This is a genomic window from Rhizobium sp. 268 (assembly GCF_036571585.1).
Classification (GTDB): Bacteria; Pseudomonadota; Alphaproteobacteria; order Rhizobiales; family Rhizobiaceae; genus Rhizobium; species Rhizobium redzepovicii.
The window spans coordinates 78143-93642 of record NZ_JAPPSO010000016.1; the positions used below are offsets into that span (position 1 = coordinate 78143).

General features: G+C 62.7%; 13 protein-coding genes. 12 read left to right on the plus strand and 1 reads right to left on the minus strand.

What is annotated here, in order from left to right; all coding sequences use genetic code 11:
• Positions 1-5 precede the first annotated feature (5 nt).
• From OS035_RS27130 to murB, 8 genes are read left to right on the plus strand one after another with little or no spacing between them, the layout of a single operon-like run.
• Positions 6-1526: a UDP-N-acetylmuramoyl-L-alanyl-D-glutamate--2,6-diaminopimelate ligase gene (locus tag OS035_RS27130; protein ID WP_331814259.1), complete on the plus strand. Its 1521-nt coding sequence runs from the start codon at positions 6-8 to the stop codon at positions 1524-1526.
• Positions 1523-2956 (plus strand): UDP-N-acetylmuramoylalanyl-D-glutamyl-2,6-diaminopimelate--D-alanyl-D-alanine ligase, encoded by a 1434-nt coding sequence (locus OS035_RS27135; protein ID WP_097628243.1) that lies wholly within the window; start codon positions 1523-1525, stop codon positions 2954-2956. The genes OS035_RS27130 and OS035_RS27135 overlap by 4 nt, the downstream gene beginning before the upstream one ends.
• A gap of 22 nt (positions 2957-2978) precedes the next feature.
• Positions 2979-4079, plus strand: coding sequence for a phospho-N-acetylmuramoyl-pentapeptide-transferase (gene mraY / locus OS035_RS27140; RefSeq protein WP_003593357.1), 1101 nt, complete (start codon positions 2979-2981; stop codon positions 4077-4079).
• 7 nt (positions 4080-4086) lie between these two features.
• Positions 4087-5499, plus strand: a complete 1413-nt coding sequence (murD, locus tag OS035_RS27145; protein WP_183777637.1) for a UDP-N-acetylmuramoyl-L-alanine--D-glutamate ligase — start codon at positions 4087-4089, stop codon at positions 5497-5499.
• A 1-nt stretch (position 5500) separates the two neighbouring features.
• The gene (ftsW, locus tag OS035_RS27150) at positions 5501-6655 is read left to right on the plus strand and encodes a putative lipid II flippase FtsW (protein ID WP_003565051.1); all 1155 of its coding nucleotides are present in this window, start codon (positions 5501-5503) and stop codon (positions 6653-6655) included.
• 6 nt (positions 6656-6661) lie between these two features.
• Positions 6662-7786: an undecaprenyldiphospho-muramoylpentapeptide beta-N-acetylglucosaminyltransferase gene (gene murG / locus OS035_RS27155; protein ID WP_331814260.1), complete on the plus strand. Its 1125-nt coding sequence runs from the start codon at positions 6662-6664 to the stop codon at positions 7784-7786.
• Entirely contained in the window at positions 7783-9198 is a 1416-nt protein-coding gene (gene murC, locus OS035_RS27160; RefSeq protein ID WP_003593362.1) for a UDP-N-acetylmuramate--L-alanine ligase, read from the plus strand. The genes murG and murC overlap by 4 nt, the downstream gene beginning before the upstream one ends.
• On the plus strand, positions 9195-10169 hold the full coding sequence (gene murB, locus OS035_RS27165; RefSeq protein ID WP_331814261.1) for a UDP-N-acetylmuramate dehydrogenase: 975 nt from the start codon (positions 9195-9197) through the stop codon (positions 10167-10169). The genes murC and murB overlap by 4 nt, the downstream gene beginning before the upstream one ends.
• 4 nt (positions 10170-10173) lie before the next feature.
• On the opposite strand, the gene OS035_RS27170 is transcribed toward murB, so the two are convergent.
• Entirely contained in the window at positions 10174-11103 is a 930-nt protein-coding gene (locus OS035_RS27170) for a UDP-glucose 4-epimerase family protein (RefSeq protein WP_097628247.1), read from the minus strand.
• A 206-nt stretch (positions 11104-11309) separates the two neighbouring features.
• On the opposite strand from OS035_RS27170, the gene aqpZ reads away from it, so the two are divergent.
• The 4 genes from aqpZ (at position 11310) to ftsA (ending at position 15467) form a co-directional block, all read left to right on the plus strand.
• Positions 11310-11996: an aquaporin Z gene (gene aqpZ / locus OS035_RS27175; protein ID WP_097628248.1), complete on the plus strand. Its 687-nt coding sequence runs from the start codon at positions 11310-11312 to the stop codon at positions 11994-11996.
• Positions 11997-12292: 296 nt separating this feature from the next.
• Complete coding sequence (locus OS035_RS27180; protein ID WP_097628249.1) at positions 12293-13219, plus strand: D-alanine--D-alanine ligase; 927 nt, start codon at positions 12293-12295, stop codon at positions 13217-13219.
• Complete coding sequence (locus tag OS035_RS27185) at positions 13207-14139, plus strand: cell division protein FtsQ/DivIB (protein ID WP_097628250.1); 933 nt, start codon at positions 13207-13209, stop codon at positions 14137-14139. The genes OS035_RS27180 and OS035_RS27185 overlap by 13 nt, the downstream gene beginning before the upstream one ends.
• On the plus strand, positions 14136-15467 hold the full coding sequence (gene ftsA, locus OS035_RS27190; RefSeq protein ID WP_003565034.1) for a cell division protein FtsA: 1332 nt from the start codon (positions 14136-14138) through the stop codon (positions 15465-15467). The genes OS035_RS27185 and ftsA overlap by 4 nt, the downstream gene beginning before the upstream one ends.
• Positions 15468-15500: the final 33 nt, after the last annotated feature.

Genomic DNA, 15500 nt, shown 5'->3' on the forward strand with positions numbered 1-15500 from the left:
TGTGAATGAATATCGACGCCGATTCGCGAGGGGTGGACCGGCTTCAAGAGAGAAAAGTGCATTCGATGAAATTGCGAGACCTGGCCGGAGATCAGTTTCCGGAAATTGAAGCACAGCTCGAAGGCCCGGCAGGCTTGCTTGATATTTCGGGCCTGTCTTCGGATAGCCGCCATGTGGCGCCGGGCAATGCTTTTGTCGCTGTCGCCGGCAGCAAGGCGGACGGCGCGGGCTTCATCGCCGATGCCGCCGGCCGGGGTGCCGCCGTCGCGATTGCTTCCCAGGCCGTCGAGGCTTCCATCCCGGTGCTTGCGGTCAAGGAGCCGCGCCGTTTCCTTTCGATCGCCGCCTCGCGCTTCTTCGGCAGGCAGCCGGAGACCATGGTCGCCGTCACCGGCACGGCGGGCAAGACCTCTGTGGCTTCTTTTACCCGGCAGATCTGGGCGCATGCGGGGCATGCGGCGGCGATGATCGGCACAACAGGCGTCGTCTCGCCGACGCGCAACGAATATGGTTCGCTGACGACGCCCGATCCGGTGTCGCTGCACAAACTACTGGCCGAACTTGCCGGCGAAGGTGTCACGCATGCGGCGATGGAGGCTTCCAGCCACGGCCTCGACCAGAGCCGGCTCGACGGCGTCAAGCTTGCCGCCGCTGCCTTCACCAATCTCGGCCGCGACCACATGGATTATCATCCCACGGTCGAGGCCTATATGGCCGCCAAGATGCGGCTTTTCGATACGCTGCTGCCGAAGGGCGCGCCGGCGGTGATCTTCGCCGACGATCCATGGTCGGCGCAGGCGATCAAGGCCGCTGCCGCTGCCGGTCACGATGTGCGCACCGTCGGGCGCAAGGGCGTCTACCTCACCTTGAAACGTGTCGAGCACTTCCGCCACAAGCAGACCGCCGAGATCCATATCGGCGGCGAGATCTTCGAGGTGGATATTCCGCTGGCCGGCGATTTCCAGGTGGCCAACGCGCTGGTCGCGGCAGGTCTTGCCATGTCGACCGGCGTCGAGCCGAAAGTTGCGATGGCCGCGCTCGAGAAGCTCGTCGGCGCGTCCGGCCGTCTCGAACTCGTCGGCCATACGAAAGACGGCGCGCTCGCCTATGTCGACTATGCCCATAAGCCGGATGCGCTGGAAAACGTGCTGGGCTCGGTCCGGCCCTTCACCACCGGCCGCGTCGTCGTCGTCTTGGGCTGCGGCGGCGACCGCGATCGCGGCAAACGGCCGATCATGGGTGAAATCGCCTGCCGACTTGCCGACGTCGTCATCGTCACCGACGACAATCCGCGCTCGGAGGAGCCGGCCGCGATCCGGGCGGAGATCATGGCGGCAGCATCCGGCGCCTCGGAAATTGCCGATCGCGCCACGGCAATCCGCGAGGCTGTTGGTATGTTGCGATCCGGCGATACACTGATCGTCGCCGGCAAGGGGCATGAGGAAGGGCAGACGATCGGTAGCGTCACCCTGCCGTTCTCCGATCATGCGGAGGTGCGCAAGGCCTTGGAGGAACTGCAATCTTGAGCTGGCTCTGGACGACCGAAGACATGATCGCAGCAATGGCGGGGCGGCCCTTCGGCACTCTGCCCGAAGGCATCACCGGCATTTCCATCGACAGCCGCTCGATCAGCCCGGGCGAAGCCTTCTTCGCGATCAAGGGCGACCGTGTCGACGGTCACGACTACGCGTCGATGGCGGTGGCGAACGGCGCCTCCCTTCTCGTCGTCAGTGAGGCGAGGCTTCCGGCCATGGGCCGCCTGACGGTGCCAATGATCGTCGTGGAGGATGTGCTTGCGGCACTCGGCCGGCTCGGCCTTGCCTCGCGCGAGCGCTCCAAGGCCCGGATCATCGCGGTGACGGGCTCCGTGGGAAAGACGACCACCAAGGAAATGCTGCGGCATGTGCTGTCGCCCTCCGGCAAGGTGCATGCCTCCGTCGCCTCCTTCAACAATCATTGGGGCGTACCGCTGACGCTGGCGCGCATGCCTGACGATACGGATTACGGTGTCTTCGAAGTCGGGATGAACCATCCCGGCGAGATCCGGCCGCTGGTCGAGATGATCCGTCCCGATGTCGCCATCATCACGACGATCGCACCGGCCCATCTCGGCAATTTCAAGAACATCAAAGAGATCGCTGCCGCCAAAGCGGAGATCTTCGAGGGGGTCGAGCCAGGCGGCCATGTGGTGCTCAACCGCGACAACGACCAGTTCAATTTCCTCGACCGCACGGCTCAGTCGCTCGGTATCGAGCATATCCATTCCTTCGGCCAGCATGCCAAGGCCGAATTCCGGTTGGCGGAATTCAACGGCGCGGATGAGAATTCGACGCTGTGGCTGACGATCGGCGGCGAGACGCTGGAGGTCGCGATCGGCGCGCCCGGCCGCCATATCGCCGAGAACGCGCTCGCCGCGCTCGGGGTCGTCAGGATCGTCGGTGCCGACATGGAAAGGGCGATCGCAGCGATTGCGACGCTGAAGCCGGAAAAGGGCAGGGGCAAGCGCCACCGGCTTTCGATCGGCAGCGGCAGCTTCACGCTGATCGACGAAAGCTACAATGCCAATCCGGCTTCGATGCGCGCGGCGATCGCACTGCTGGCGGCCTCCGAGCCGACCAGCCGCGGACGCCGTATCGCCGTGCTGGGCGACATGCTTGAAATGGGCGAGTATGCGCAGAAGGTCCATACCGATCTGGCCGTGCCGCTGCTTGCAGCCGGTATCGAACATGTCTGGCTCGCCGGCGCAGAGATGGCCGCGCTCAAGGAATCGCTGCCGGAAAGCGTCCATGTCGAATATCGCGAGAACACCGCCGAATTGACGGATTATGTGTTGAACTCGGTCGCGCCAGGCGACGTGTTGATGGTGAAATCGTCTCTGAGCATCGGTTTCGGCAAGATCGTCGCCGCGCTCCTTGACAAGTTCCCGCCATTTTCCGACACGCAACGCGAACTTTGATCGGGTAAACAAGGGGCCCTGAATGCTGATCTGGCTTGTCGAACTGTCGGAATATTTCAAGTTTCTGAACCTGTTCAGATATATTACCTTCCGTACAGGCGCTGCTCTGTTCACCTCAGCCCTGATCGTCTTCCTGTTCGGGCCGACCATCATCAATTCGCTGCGCATCCGGCAGGGTAAGGGCCAGCCGATCCGCGCCGACGGGCCGCAGACCCATTTCAAAAAGGCCGGCACACCGACCATGGGCGGGCTTATGATCCTTGCCGGCATCGTCGGCGCCTCGCTGCTCTGGGCCGATCTTTCCAACGTCTATGTCGTCGCCACCTTGCTGGTGACGCTCGGTTTCGGCGCGATCGGCTTCTATGACGATTATCTCAAGGTGACGAAGCAGAGCCATATGGGCTTTTCCGGCAAGGCGCGCCTGGGCATCGAATTTGTCATCGCCGGCATCGCCGTCTATTTCATGATGCGCACCGCCCTTGCCTCGGGCGTTGCCGGCTCGACCTTCGGTTCGTCGATCGCCTTTCCTTTCTTCAAGGACTTCATGATCAATATCGGCATCATGTTCGTCGTCTTCGGCGGCTTCGTCATCGTCGGCGCCGGCAATGCCGTCAATCTGACCGACGGCCTTGACGGGCTAGCTATCGTGCCCGTCATGATCGCCGCCGCCTCCTTCGGCGTCATCGCCTATCTCGCCGGCAATGTGGTGTTTGCGAACTACCTGCAGATCAATTTCGTGCCCGGCACCGGCGAGCTTGCCGTCGTTCTCGGCGCCGTCATCGGCGCCGGGCTGGGCTTTCTGTGGTTCAACGCGCCGCCGGCCGCCATCTTCATGGGCGATACCGGGTCGCTGGCGCTCGGCGGCACGATCGGCACTGTTGCCGTCGCCACCAAACACGAGATCGTCATGGCGATCATCGGCGGCCTCTTCGTCATGGAGACGCTTTCGGTCATCATCCAGGTGGGCTTCTTCAAGATGACCGGCCGGCGCGTCTTCCTGATGGCGCCGATCCATCATCACTTCGAGAAGAAGGGCTGGACCGAAAGCCAGGTGGTGATCCGCTTCTGGATCATCGCCGTCGGCCTTGCCATGCTCGGCCTCTCGACGCTGAAGTTGCGGTGAGGCGGCCATGATCCCGGTCACGACGCTCAAGGACAGGAAGGTCGCGCTCTTCGGGCTCGGCGGCTCGGGCCTTGCCACCGCCCGGGCGCTGGTTTCGGGCGGCGCCGAGGTGACCGCCTGGGACGACAATCCCGACAGCGTCGCCAAGGCTTCCGCCGAGGGCATCCGGACTGAGGATCTGCATACCATCGACTGGAGCCAGCAGGCGCTGTTCGTGCTATCACCAGGCGTGCCGCTCACCCATCCGAAGCCGCACTGGACCGTCGATCTTGCGCGCGCCGCCGGCGTCGATATCGTCGGCGATGTCGAACTCTTCGTGCGCGAGCGCCGCGCCCATGCGCCGGATTGCCCGTTCATCGCCATCACAGGCACCAACGGCAAGTCGACGACGACGGCGCTGATCGCCCATATTCTGAAAAGCGCCGGCTATGATACGCAGCTCGGCGGCAATATCGGTACGGCGGTTCTGACGCTCGATCCGCCGAAGGCCGGACGCTATTACGTCGTCGAATGCTCCTCCTACCAGATCGACCTGGCACCGATGCTCAACCCGTCAGCCGGCATCCTGCTCAACCTGACGCCCGATCATCTCGACCGTCACGGCACGATGCAGCATTACGCCGATGTCAAGGAACGGCTGGTCGCCGGCAGCGATGTGGCGGTCGTCGGCGTCGACGACAGCCATTCGGCGCTGATTGCCGACCGCGTCGAGCGGGCGGGTGTCAAGGTGGTGCGCATTTCGCGCCGCAGCGTGGTGGCATCAGGCATTTATGCCGAGGGCACCAGGCTCATTCAGGCCGCCGGCGGCGCCATGCTGCCCTTCGCCGATCTCGACGGTATCCAGACGCTGCGCGGCAGCCATAATGCGCAGAACGCCGCCGCAGCTGTGGCCGCCTGCCTTGCCGTCGGTATTTCCGCCGACGACATCCGTGCCGGCCTTGCCTCGTTCCCTGGCCTCAAGCATCGCATGCAGCCGGTGGGGCAGCGTGGCCGCGTCGTCTTCGTCAATGATTCCAAGGCGACCAATGCCGATGCTGCGGCACCGGCGCTTTCGAGCTATGATCGCATCTACTGGATCGCCGGCGGCCTGCCGAAATCAGGCGGCATCACCACGCTCGCTCCCTATTTTCCGCGCATCGCCAAGGCATATCTGATCGGCGAAGCGGCGGCGGAATTCGCAGCGACACTCGGCGAGGCCGTGCCTTACGAGATTTCAGGCACGCTGGAGCGCGCGGTCGTGCATGCGGCAGCCGATGCCGAGCGCGACGAGGCCGCCGCTTCGGCCGTCATGTTATCCCCGGCTTGCGCAAGCTTCGATCAGTATAAGAATTTCGAAGTCAGGGGTGAAGCCTTCGTCGGACACGTGGCAGCGCTTGACGGGATTGCGATGCTGATCAGTTCGGCAACAGGAGAGAAATGACATGGTAAGCCGCGCGGAACGTGGGCCTTTGGCCGATTGGTTCTGGACCATCGACCGCTTCTTCCTGGCGATGTTCATCTTCCTGATGGGCATCGGTTTCATGCTGTCGTTTGCAGCGTCTCCCGCGGTTGCCGAGCGCATCGGGCTCGAGCCCTTCCACTTCGTCAAGCGCCATGCGGCCTTCATGATCCCTTCGATTTCCGTCATGCTCGGACTGTCGTTCCTGACGCCCCGGCAAGTGCGGCGAACGGCGATCCTGCTGCTGATCATCTCGCTCGCCATGATGGTGCTGGTGCTGTTCGTCGGACAGGAGGTTAAGGGCGGCAGGCGCTGGATCTGGATCGCCGGCCTTTCGATCCAGCCGTCGGAATTCATGAAGCCCGCCTTCGTCGTGGTTTGCGCCTGGCTGTTTGCCGAACATGCGCGCCAGCCGGAGATTCCCGGTAATCTCTTCGCCATCATTCTGTTTGCCATCGTCGCCGCCCTGCTCGTCGCGCAGCCTGACCTCGGACAGACCATCCTGACTACGGCCGTCTGGGGCGGGATGTTCTTCATGGCCGGCATGCCATGGATCTGGATCATGCTGCTCGGCATCGGCGGCGCCGGCGGCCTGCTCAGCGCCTATTACGTCTTCCCGCACGTCGCGTTGCGAATAGACAAGTTCATGACCGGCGAGGGCGACACGTTCCAGATCGACACGGCGCGCGAGGCGATCATCCGCGGCAGCTGGTTCGGCCAGGGGCCGGGTGAGGGTATCGTCAAGCGCATCATCCCGGATGCACATACCGACTTCATCTTCTCGGTCGCGGCCGAGGAGTTCGGCATCGTCTTCTGCATGGCGCTGGTGGCGCTCTTTACCGTGCTGGTGTTGCGCGGCCTATCGCATGCCTATCGCGAGCGCAACGACTTCAACCGCTTCGCCGTTGCCGGCCTGGTGCTGCAGATGGGCATCCAGTCGATCATCAATATCGGCGTCAACCTCGAGTTGCTGCCGGCAAAGGGCATGACGCTGCCGCTGATTTCCTACGGCGGCTCGTCGATGGTGGCGATCTGCGTCACCGCCGGCTTCATTCTGGCGCTGACGCGTCATCGACCGGAAAAACGTGCGCAGGACCGGAGCCTTTTCCGCGTCCCGCACGGCATGCCGGCGGAGTAAAAGGCCATGAGCAAAGGCATCGTGCTGCTTGCCGCCGGGGGAACCGGCGGCCATGTGTTCCCGGCGGAGGCGCTGGCCTTCAAGCTGAAGGAGCGCGGCTACTCGGTGCATCTCGTCACCGACAGCCGGGCCGAGCGGTATGCCGGCAAGTTCCCGGCCGAAGAGATCCATGTCGTGCCGTCGGCGACGATCGGCTCGAAGAACCCGGTCGCCGTCGCCCGTTCGCTGTGGACGCTCTGGAGCGGCATGCGGGCCGCAAAGAAGCTGATCCAGCGGCTGAAGCCCGTCATCGTCGTCGGTTTCGGCGGCTATCCGACAGTGCCGCCGCTGCTTGCCGCGACAAGGCTTGGCGTGCCGGCGATGATCCACGAGCAGAATGCCGTGATGGGCCGTGCCAACAAGGCCTTGGCGACCCGCGTACAGGGGATTGCCGGCGGTTTCCTGCCTGAGGGGGGCGGCGCCTTCCCGGACAAGACCGTAACGACAGGCAATCCGGTCCGCCCGGCAATCATCGCTGCCGCCGAGGTGCCTTATACGCGCTCGCATCCCGGCGAAGCCTTCAATCTTGTCGTCTTCGGCGGCAGCCAGGGCGCGCAATTTTTCTCCAAGGCGCTGCCGACGGCGATTAGCCTGCTTGACGACGCGCTGCGTCTGCGACTGCGCATCACCCAGCAGGTGCGTCCCGAGGATATGGAGATGGTCGGCGGCTGCGTCGCCAAGCTGGAGATGGGGGCCGATATCGCGCCTTTCTTCACCGACATGGCGGAGAGGCTGGCGAAGGCCCATCTTGTCATCTGCCGCTCGGGCGCCTCGACGGTTTCGGAGATCTCCGTCATTGGTCGGCCGGCGGTGCTGGTGCCTTACCCGCACGCTCTCGATCATGACCAGGCGGCGAATGCGGCAGCGCTGGCTGCGACCGGCGGAGCGAAGGTGATCGCCCAATCCGAGCTTTCGCCGGAGAAGATCGCGGCGATCCTGACGGCTGTGATGAACGATCCGGAAAAGCTTTCGCACATGGCAGCGGCGGCGAAACTCGCCGGAAAACCCGATGCCGCGAACTTGCTTGCCGACATGGTTGAGGCTATTGCCGCCGGACGGACAATTGCGGAATTGAAGAGGACACGCGCATGAAACTGCCGAAGGCGATCGGTCTCGTTCATTTCATCGGCATCGGCGGCATCGGCATGAGCGGCATTGCCGAGGTGCTGCACAATCTCGGCCACAAGGTGCAGGGATCCGACCAGGCCGATAGCGCCAATGTCCAGCGCCTGCGCGACAAGGGCATCGAGGTGTTCGTCGGCCATCGGGCTGAGAACCTGGGTGATGCCGAAGTCGTCGTCGTCTCGACGGCGATAAAAAAGAGCAATCCGGAATTGATCGCCGCCCGCGAAAAGCTGCTGCCGGTGGTGCGCCGCGCCGAAATGCTTGCCGAGCTGATGCGCTTCCGCAATGCGATCGCCATCGGCGGCACGCATGGCAAGACGACGACCACTTCGCTGGTCGCCACCCTGCTCGAAGCCGGCGGGCTCGATCCGACCGTCATCAACGGCGGCATCATCAATGCCTACGGCACCAATGCCCGCATGGGCGAGGGCGAGTGGATGGTGGTCGAGGCCGACGAATCCGACGGCACGTTTCTGAAACTTCCTGCGGATGTCGCCGTCATCACCAATATCGACCCGGAGCATCTCGACCATTACGGCAATTTCGACGCCGTGCGCGCCGCCTTCCGGCAGTTCGTCGAGAACGTGCCGTTTTACGGCTTCGGCGTTATGTGCCTCGACCATCCCGAGGTGCAGTCGCTGGTCGGCCGCATCGAGGATCGCAAGATCATCACCTATGGCGAGAACCCGCAGGCCGACGTACGCTTCAAGAATGTGCGCATCGACGGCACACGCTCGATCTTCGACGTCGAAATCCGCCGCCGCCGCACCGGCCAGGTGATCGAGCTCAAGGGGCTGGTCATGCCGATGCCCGGGCGGCATAATATTTCCAACGCCACGGCGGCTATCGCCGTAGCCAACCGGCTCGGCATATCGAGCGCCGATATCGCCAAGGGGCTTGCCTCCTTCGGCGGCGTCAAGCGCCGTTTCACGCTGACCGGCGAATGGAACGGGGTGCAGATCTTCGACGATTACGGTCACCATCCGGTCGAGATCAAGGCGGTGCTGCGCGCTGCCCGCGAAGCCTGCAAGGGGCGCATCATCGCGGTCCATCAGCCGCACCGCTACAGCCGCCTGGCAAGCCTGTTCGAGGAATTCGCCGCCTGCTTTAACGATGCCGACAGCATTTTCCTGGCGCCGGTCTATGCGGCAGGCGAAGATCCGATCGCGGGGATCGATTCCGTGTCGCTGGTCTCGCGGATAAAATCCGGCGGCCATCGCGACGCTCGCTTTCTCACTTCGGCAGAGCTTCTGCCGCAGATGGTTGCGGAGGTTGCAAAGCCTGGCGATTTCGTGGTTCTGTTGGGGGCTGGGAGCATCACATCCTGGGCGGCGGCGCTGCCCAAGCAACTGGAAGGCCTATCGGGAAAGTCCGTATGAAACAGGTGAATGGGGAAAAGCTTCTCGCGTCTCTCGGAGACGGTGTAAAGGATATCCGCGGTCGCATCACGCCGGATGCCCGCATGGACCGCGTCACTTGGTTCAGGGCAGGCGGCCTCGCCGAGCTGATGTTCCAGCCGCATGATATCGACGATCTCGTCGCCTTCCTGAAAATCTTGCCGGAAGAGGTGCCGCTGACCGTGATCGGCGTCGGCTCCAACATCCTGGTGCGCGACGGCGGCATTCCCGGCGTCGTGCTGCGCCTGTCCGCCAAGGGCTTCGGCTTTGTCGAGCTTGCCGGCGAAAACCGCATTCTGGCCGGCAGCATCTGCCCCGATAAGCATGTGGCGGCGATGGCGATGGATAACGGCATCGGCGGCTTTCATTTCTTCTACGGTATTCCGGGCAGCATCGGCGGCGCAGCGCGCATGAATGCCGGGGCCAATGGCGTGGAGACCCGCGAGCGGCTAATCGAGGTCAACGCGGTCGACCGCAAGGGCAACAGGCACGTGCTGTCCAATGCCGAGATGGGCTATTCCTATCGTCATTCGACCGCATCCAGCGAGCTGATCTTCACCTCCGTGCTGTTCGAGGGCTATCCGGAGGAGCGCGCCCAGATCCGCGCCGAGATGGACGCCGTGCGCAATCATCGCGAGACGGTGCAGCCGGTGCGCGAAAAGACCGGCGGCTCGACCTTCAAGAACCCTGCCGGCCATTCGGCCTGGAAACTGATCGACGAGGCAGGCTGCCGCGGTCTCGTCATCGGCGGAGCGCAGATGTCGTCGCTTCACTGCAACTTCATGATCAACATGGGGCAGGCGACCGGCTACGATCTCGAATATCTCGGCGAACAGGTGCGCCGCGAGGTCTTCGAGAAAGAGGGCATCAAGCTCGAATGGGAAATCAAGCGCCTCGGCGTCTTCATGCCCGGCCGCGAAGTGCGCCCGTTCCACGGTGTCACCAGCGAATAGCTTTTTACTGCACGGCGAGCTTCAAACCTTCGCGCGGCGTGACGATGGGCGACCAGCCGAGCACGTCGCGGGCGTGGGATATGTCGACCTGCAGGGAACCGCAAAGACGCTGGTAGACCGCGTCTTTTCCCGTCAATTTCGCACCCAACTGCAGCAAGGCGGGAGGGAAGGGAAGCAGCATCGGTTTGACGCCCAAGCCCGCGGCAATGCCTTCGATGAGCCCGGGTGTGGAGAGATCTTCTCCATCACCGGCGAGAAAGGTCTGGCCGGTCGCATCCCGATGCGTCATGGCCGTGACGATCAGGTCGACGAGATTTGGAAGCGCAACCAGTGTCCGGTGGTTCTTCAGCGATGCGAAGGGGAGCGGTATCTTCTTCCGGACAAGTCCGACGAGCAGGGCGAAGTTGCCCCTGGCGCCAGGCCCATAGACGAGGGGCGGGCGAATGACGACGACTTCCATGTCTGTTCGGGCTGAGATTTCATGCAGGCCGATTTCGCTTTCCAACTTCGAAACGCCATAGGGATCAAGCGGCATCGGCGTATCGTCGTGGCGGAAGGGCCGGTCGTTTTCTTCACCATTGACTTTGATGCTGCTGATGAAAACGAACCTTTTTACCCCGGCGTGTGCGGCCTGCTCGGCGAGATTGAGCGTGGCGGCGGTGTTGATCCGGCGGAATTCCGTCAGAGGATCGGCCGCGCGGTCATTCATGATGTGCACCCGGGCGGCGAGATGGACGACGACGTCAACACCGTCGAGAGCGGCCGTCCAGTCTGTTTCGCTGGATATTTCGATGGGGAAATGCCGCACCTCTGCCGGAAAGCCGGCGGCTGCGGAGCGCGTCGTCACCTGAAGCTCCCACAGCCGCTCGCCATGCAGTCTTTCGACGAGAGGCCCGCCGACAAAGCCGGCCGCGCCGGTGATGAGGCATCGCATGATCTGTTCCCCGCTTGACCTTGAGTGCTCGGGTTAGCCGGAAGTGCCGACGGCATCAATAAAAAAGCCGCGCTGGCTGTTTTCCTCGGATGCACAGTTTCTCGATCCTTGCGCGAAGCTTGCCGCAGCATTTCTCACCAGCTTGACCGGACTCGAATTGTAGCAGATTCCCTATAAACTCTCTGGTTGAGATTTAGGAGGTGCGCATGCGAAAGAGTCTTGTTGCGGAGTTTCTCGGCACGTTCTGGCTTGTCTTTGGTGGATGCGGCAGCGCCGTCCTTGCCGCGGCCTATCCCGAATTGGGCATCGGTTTTGTCGGGGTGGCCTTTGCATTCGGCCTGACCGTGCTCACCATGGCCTATGCCGTGGGCGGTATTTCGGGCGGTCATTTCAACCCCGCCGTCTCCCTCGGCCTGACGGTCGCCGGGCGGTTTCCCGCGGCACGCCTGCTTCCCTATATCGTCGTCCAGGTTGTTGGCGCTGTTGCTGCGGCCGCACTGCTTTATCTCATTGCCAGCGGCAAGGCGGGTTTCGAACTTGGCGGCTTTGCCGCCAACGGCTATGGCGATCATTCGCCGGGCGGTTATTCGCTGCTTTCGGCACTGCTGATCGAAGTGCTGCTGACCATGTTCTTCCTGATCATCATCCTGGGATCGACCAGCAGCCGCGTGCCTGCAGGCTTCGCGCCACTTGCGATCGGCCTCGCGCTAACGCTGATCCATCTCGTGTCTATCCCGGTGACAAATACCTCGGTCAACCCGGCGCGTTCCACCGGCCAGGCGCTTTTCGTCGGCGGCTGGGCATTGCAGCAGCTCTGGCTGTTCTGGATTGCACCGCTTGCGGGCGGGGTGCTCGGGGGGCTCGTGTGGAAGTTTCTCGACGACGCCGACTGACCACAAGGCAGGAGGCTATCCCGTTGAGCCCGCGTGGTTTTTCCATGCGGGCTTTTCCGTTTTGACAGATCGGCTGAGATGTCCACCCTGAAACTTCGAAGACGTGAAGCTTCGAAAAATGAAGTGCGCGGCACGGACAAATGCTGCGCCTGGGAAGAAGAAGTTAACGAAAGTAAACACTTCATTAACCATAATGATGCTCTAATGCATGCAGGTCGGACAAAGGCCCGAAACGGCGCAGACAGCTTCGCGCAAGCGTCGATTTCGAGAATGAAAGTTATTTTTTGGGGGTGTTGATGAGTCGCAAGCATGTCGCTGTCCTGATGGGCGGATTTTCCTCGGAACGGCCTGTCAGCCTTTCCTCGGGAAAGGCTTGCGCAGAAGCCCTCGAATCGGAAGGCTTCGAAGTGACACGCATCGATGTGGCGCGCGACGTTTCCGAAAAGCTTGCCGCGTTGAAACCCGATGTGGTCTTCAATGCGCTGCATGGCCCCTTCGGCGAGGACGGCACCATTCAGGGCATCCTCGAATATCTCGAGATCCCCTATACGCATTCGGGCGTGCTTGCCTCGGCGCTGGCAATGGACAAGGACAAGGCGAAGCTTGTTGCCGCCGCTGCCGGCATTCCGGTCGCCGAATCGCAGGTGATCAACCGTTTCGCCTTTCCCTCGACGCATCCGATGAAGCCGCCCTATGTGGTGAAGCCGGTGCGGGAAGGGTCGAGCTTCGGCGTCGTCATCGTCACGGAAGATCAGGCGCATCCGCCGCAAGTCGTCAGCTCCACCGAGTGGCGCTACGGCGAGGATGTGCTTGTCGAGCGCTATGTCTATGGCCGCGAACTCACCTGCGGCGTCATGGGCGAGACTGCGCTCGGCGTCACCGAGGTGGTGCCGCAGGGACACAATTTCTATGATTACGATTCCAAGTACGCAGCCGGCGGTTCAAAACACGTCATCCCGGCAAAAATTTCACCGAATATTTACCAAAAAATACAAAGATTGGCCCTAAGGGCGCATCAGGCAATCGGTTGTCGCGGCGTCAGTCGGTCCGACTTTCGTTACGACGATCGTTTCTCCGAAGACGGCGAAATCATCTGGCTGGAAGTCAATACCCAGCCAGGCATGACTCCAACCTCGCTTGTGCCCGAAATGGCCGGTCATGCCGGTTATTCCTTTGGTGAGTTTCTCCGGTGGATGGTGGAGGACGCGTCTTGTTTGCGTTGACAGTAAAGAGGATAGGGCGCCCCAGCCATCATGCCGTGCTTCCGGTCATGGAAGCCGAAGAGCGATTCGTCCTGCCGCGTCCGCTGCGCCGCGTTACCCGTTTCCTGATCAGCCTCGGCAGCGGCCGCATCTACATCCCGGCCCATACCGGCACGATCTCGGCGCTGGCTTTCCTGGCTGCGACCGGGCTTTACGGCATGTCGCTCGGCGGCCACACCGAAGCCGTTGCGCAGGCGACGACGACGGCGGCGGGTTTTGCGATCGAGGACGTGAAGGTTTCCGGCAATTCGGAGACGTCCGAAATCGAGATCCTGCAACTGATCGGCCTCGACGGCACGACCTCGCTGGTCGCCCTCGACGTCGATGCCGCCCGCCGGAAGATCGCGCATCTTCCGTGGGTCGAAAGTGTCGAGGTTCGCAAGATCTATCCGAAGACGATCGAGGTGAAGCTCAAGGAGCGTCAGGCCTATGCGATCTGGCAGCACGGGCAGGAGCTTTCGCTGATCGAAAAGAACGGCAGCGTCATTGCGCCGCTGCGCGACAACAAGTTTTCGTCGCTGCCGCTCGTCGTCGGCCGCGATGCGGAGACGGCGGCGGCGTCGCTCGACGACGCCTTCTCGAAGTGGCCCGACGTCAAGGCCCGCGTGAAGGCCTATGTCTGGATATCAGGCCGTCGCTGGGATCTGCACATGGATAACGGCGTCGTCGTCAAGCTGCCGGAAGACGGTATCGACCAGGCGCTGGCGACGCTTTCGAAGTTCGACAAGGAGCATCAGCTCCTGGAGCGGGACATTGCCGCGGTCGATCTCAGGCTGTCCGATAGAACCGCAATCCAGCTGACGCCGGAGGCGGCAGTCCGCCGTCAGACGGCTGTGACAGAGCGCACCAAGGAATTGAAGAAGGCGGGGCAGAATATATGAGCTTGTTCGGTTCATCCCATTTCGGATTGCCGCGCCTGAAGCCGCTTTCGTCGAAGCGGTCGCATGTCGTTTCGGTGCTCGACATCGGCTCGACCAAGGTCGTCTGCATGATCGGCCGGCTGACGCCGCGCGAGGAAAGCCAGATCCTGCCGGGCCGCACGCACAATATCGAGATCATCGGCATCGGGCACCAGCGTTCCCGCGGCATCAAGACCGGCGTCATCGCTGATCTCGACGCGCTGGAAGGCGTCATTCGCCTCGCCGTCGACGCGGCGGAGCGCATGGCCGGGCTGACTGTCGAGAGCCTGATCGTCAATTTGACGGCCGGCCGCCTCGGCAGTGACATTTACACGGCCACGATCGATCTCGGCGGCCAGGAAGTCGAACTCAACGATCTGAAGAAGGTACTGTCGGCCGCCTGCCAGCAGTCGCTGCGCCAGGATCGTTCGGTGCTGCATTCGCTAGCAACCGGCTTTTCGCTCGACGGCGAGCGCGGTATTCGCGATCCGCTGGCAATGTATGGCGATGCGCTTGGCGTCGATATGCATGTGGTCACCGCAGAGCGCTCGGCGCTGAAGAACCTCGAGCTCAGCGTCAACCGCGCGCATCTGTCGGTCGAGGGCATCGTCGCGACGCCCTATGCATCCGGCCTGGCGGCTCTCGTCGATGACGAAGTCGAGCTCGGCTGCGCTGCGATCGACATGGGTGGCGGCACGACGACGATCTCGGTCTTTGCCGAAGGCAAGCTCGTTCATACGGATGCCGTCGGCCTCGGCGGCCATCACGTGACCACCGATCTCGCGCGAGGCCTTTCGACCCGTATCGAGGATGCGGAGCGGCTGAAGGTCGTGCATGCCACGGCCCTTTCGAATTCCTCCGACGAGCGCGAGCTGATCTCGATTCCGCCGATCGGCGAGGATGATCGCGACCAGCCGTCGCAGGTGCCGCGGGCGCTGGTTTCGCGCATCGTTTCGGCCCGAATCGAAGAAACGATGGAACTGATCCGCGACCGCATCCAGCGCTCCGGCTTCAGCCCGATCGTCGGCAAGCGCGTCGTCCTGACCGGCGGCGCGAGCCAGCTGACCGGCCTTGCCGATGTGGCGCGGCGCATTCTTGCCCGCAACGTCCGCATCGGCCGCCCGATGGGCGTCTCGGGACTGCCGACGGCGGCAAAGGGCCCGGCTTTTTCGACGGCCGTCGGCCTGATGATCTATCCGCAGGTCGCGGACATGGAGACACATGCGTCACAGAGCGGTCTGCTCATGTCGCTTGGTGGAAATAACAGCCGCATAGCCCGGATGGGCCAGTGGCTGAAGGAAAGCTTCTGAAATTGAGTGATTGGCCGGCGTGGCGATGCGGCC

Excerpts from the sequence above, each read along its gene's own strand:
- OS035_RS27130 (WP_331814259.1), top strand. The coding sequence starts at position 6 with ATGAATATCGACGCCGATTCGCGAGGGGTGGACCGGCTTCAAGAGAGA.
- mraY (WP_003593357.1), top strand. The coding sequence starts at position 2,979 with ATGCTGATCTGGCTTGTCGAACTGTCGGAATATTTCAAGTTTCTGAAC.
- murD (WP_183777637.1), top strand. The coding sequence starts at position 4,087 with ATGATCCCGGTCACGACGCTCAAGGACAGGAAGGTCGCGCTCTTCGGG.
- ftsW (WP_003565051.1), top strand. The coding sequence starts at position 5,501 with ATGGTAAGCCGCGCGGAACGTGGGCCTTTGGCCGATTGGTTCTGGACC.
- murG (WP_331814260.1), top strand. The coding sequence starts at position 6,662 with ATGAGCAAAGGCATCGTGCTGCTTGCCGCCGGGGGAACCGGCGGCCAT.
- murC (WP_003593362.1), top strand. The coding sequence starts at position 7,783 with ATGAAACTGCCGAAGGCGATCGGTCTCGTTCATTTCATCGGCATCGGC.
- murB (WP_331814261.1), top strand. The coding sequence starts at position 9,195 with ATGAAACAGGTGAATGGGGAAAAGCTTCTCGCGTCTCTCGGAGACGGT.
- OS035_RS27170 (WP_097628247.1), bottom strand. The coding sequence starts at position 11,103 with ATGCGATGCCTCATCACCGGCGCGGCCGGCTTTGTCGGCGGGCCTCTC.
- aqpZ (WP_097628248.1), top strand. The coding sequence starts at position 11,310 with ATGCGAAAGAGTCTTGTTGCGGAGTTTCTCGGCACGTTCTGGCTTGTC.
- OS035_RS27180 (WP_097628249.1), top strand. The coding sequence starts at position 12,293 with ATGAGTCGCAAGCATGTCGCTGTCCTGATGGGCGGATTTTCCTCGGAA.
- ftsA (WP_003565034.1), top strand. The coding sequence starts at position 14,136 with ATGAGCTTGTTCGGTTCATCCCATTTCGGATTGCCGCGCCTGAAGCCG.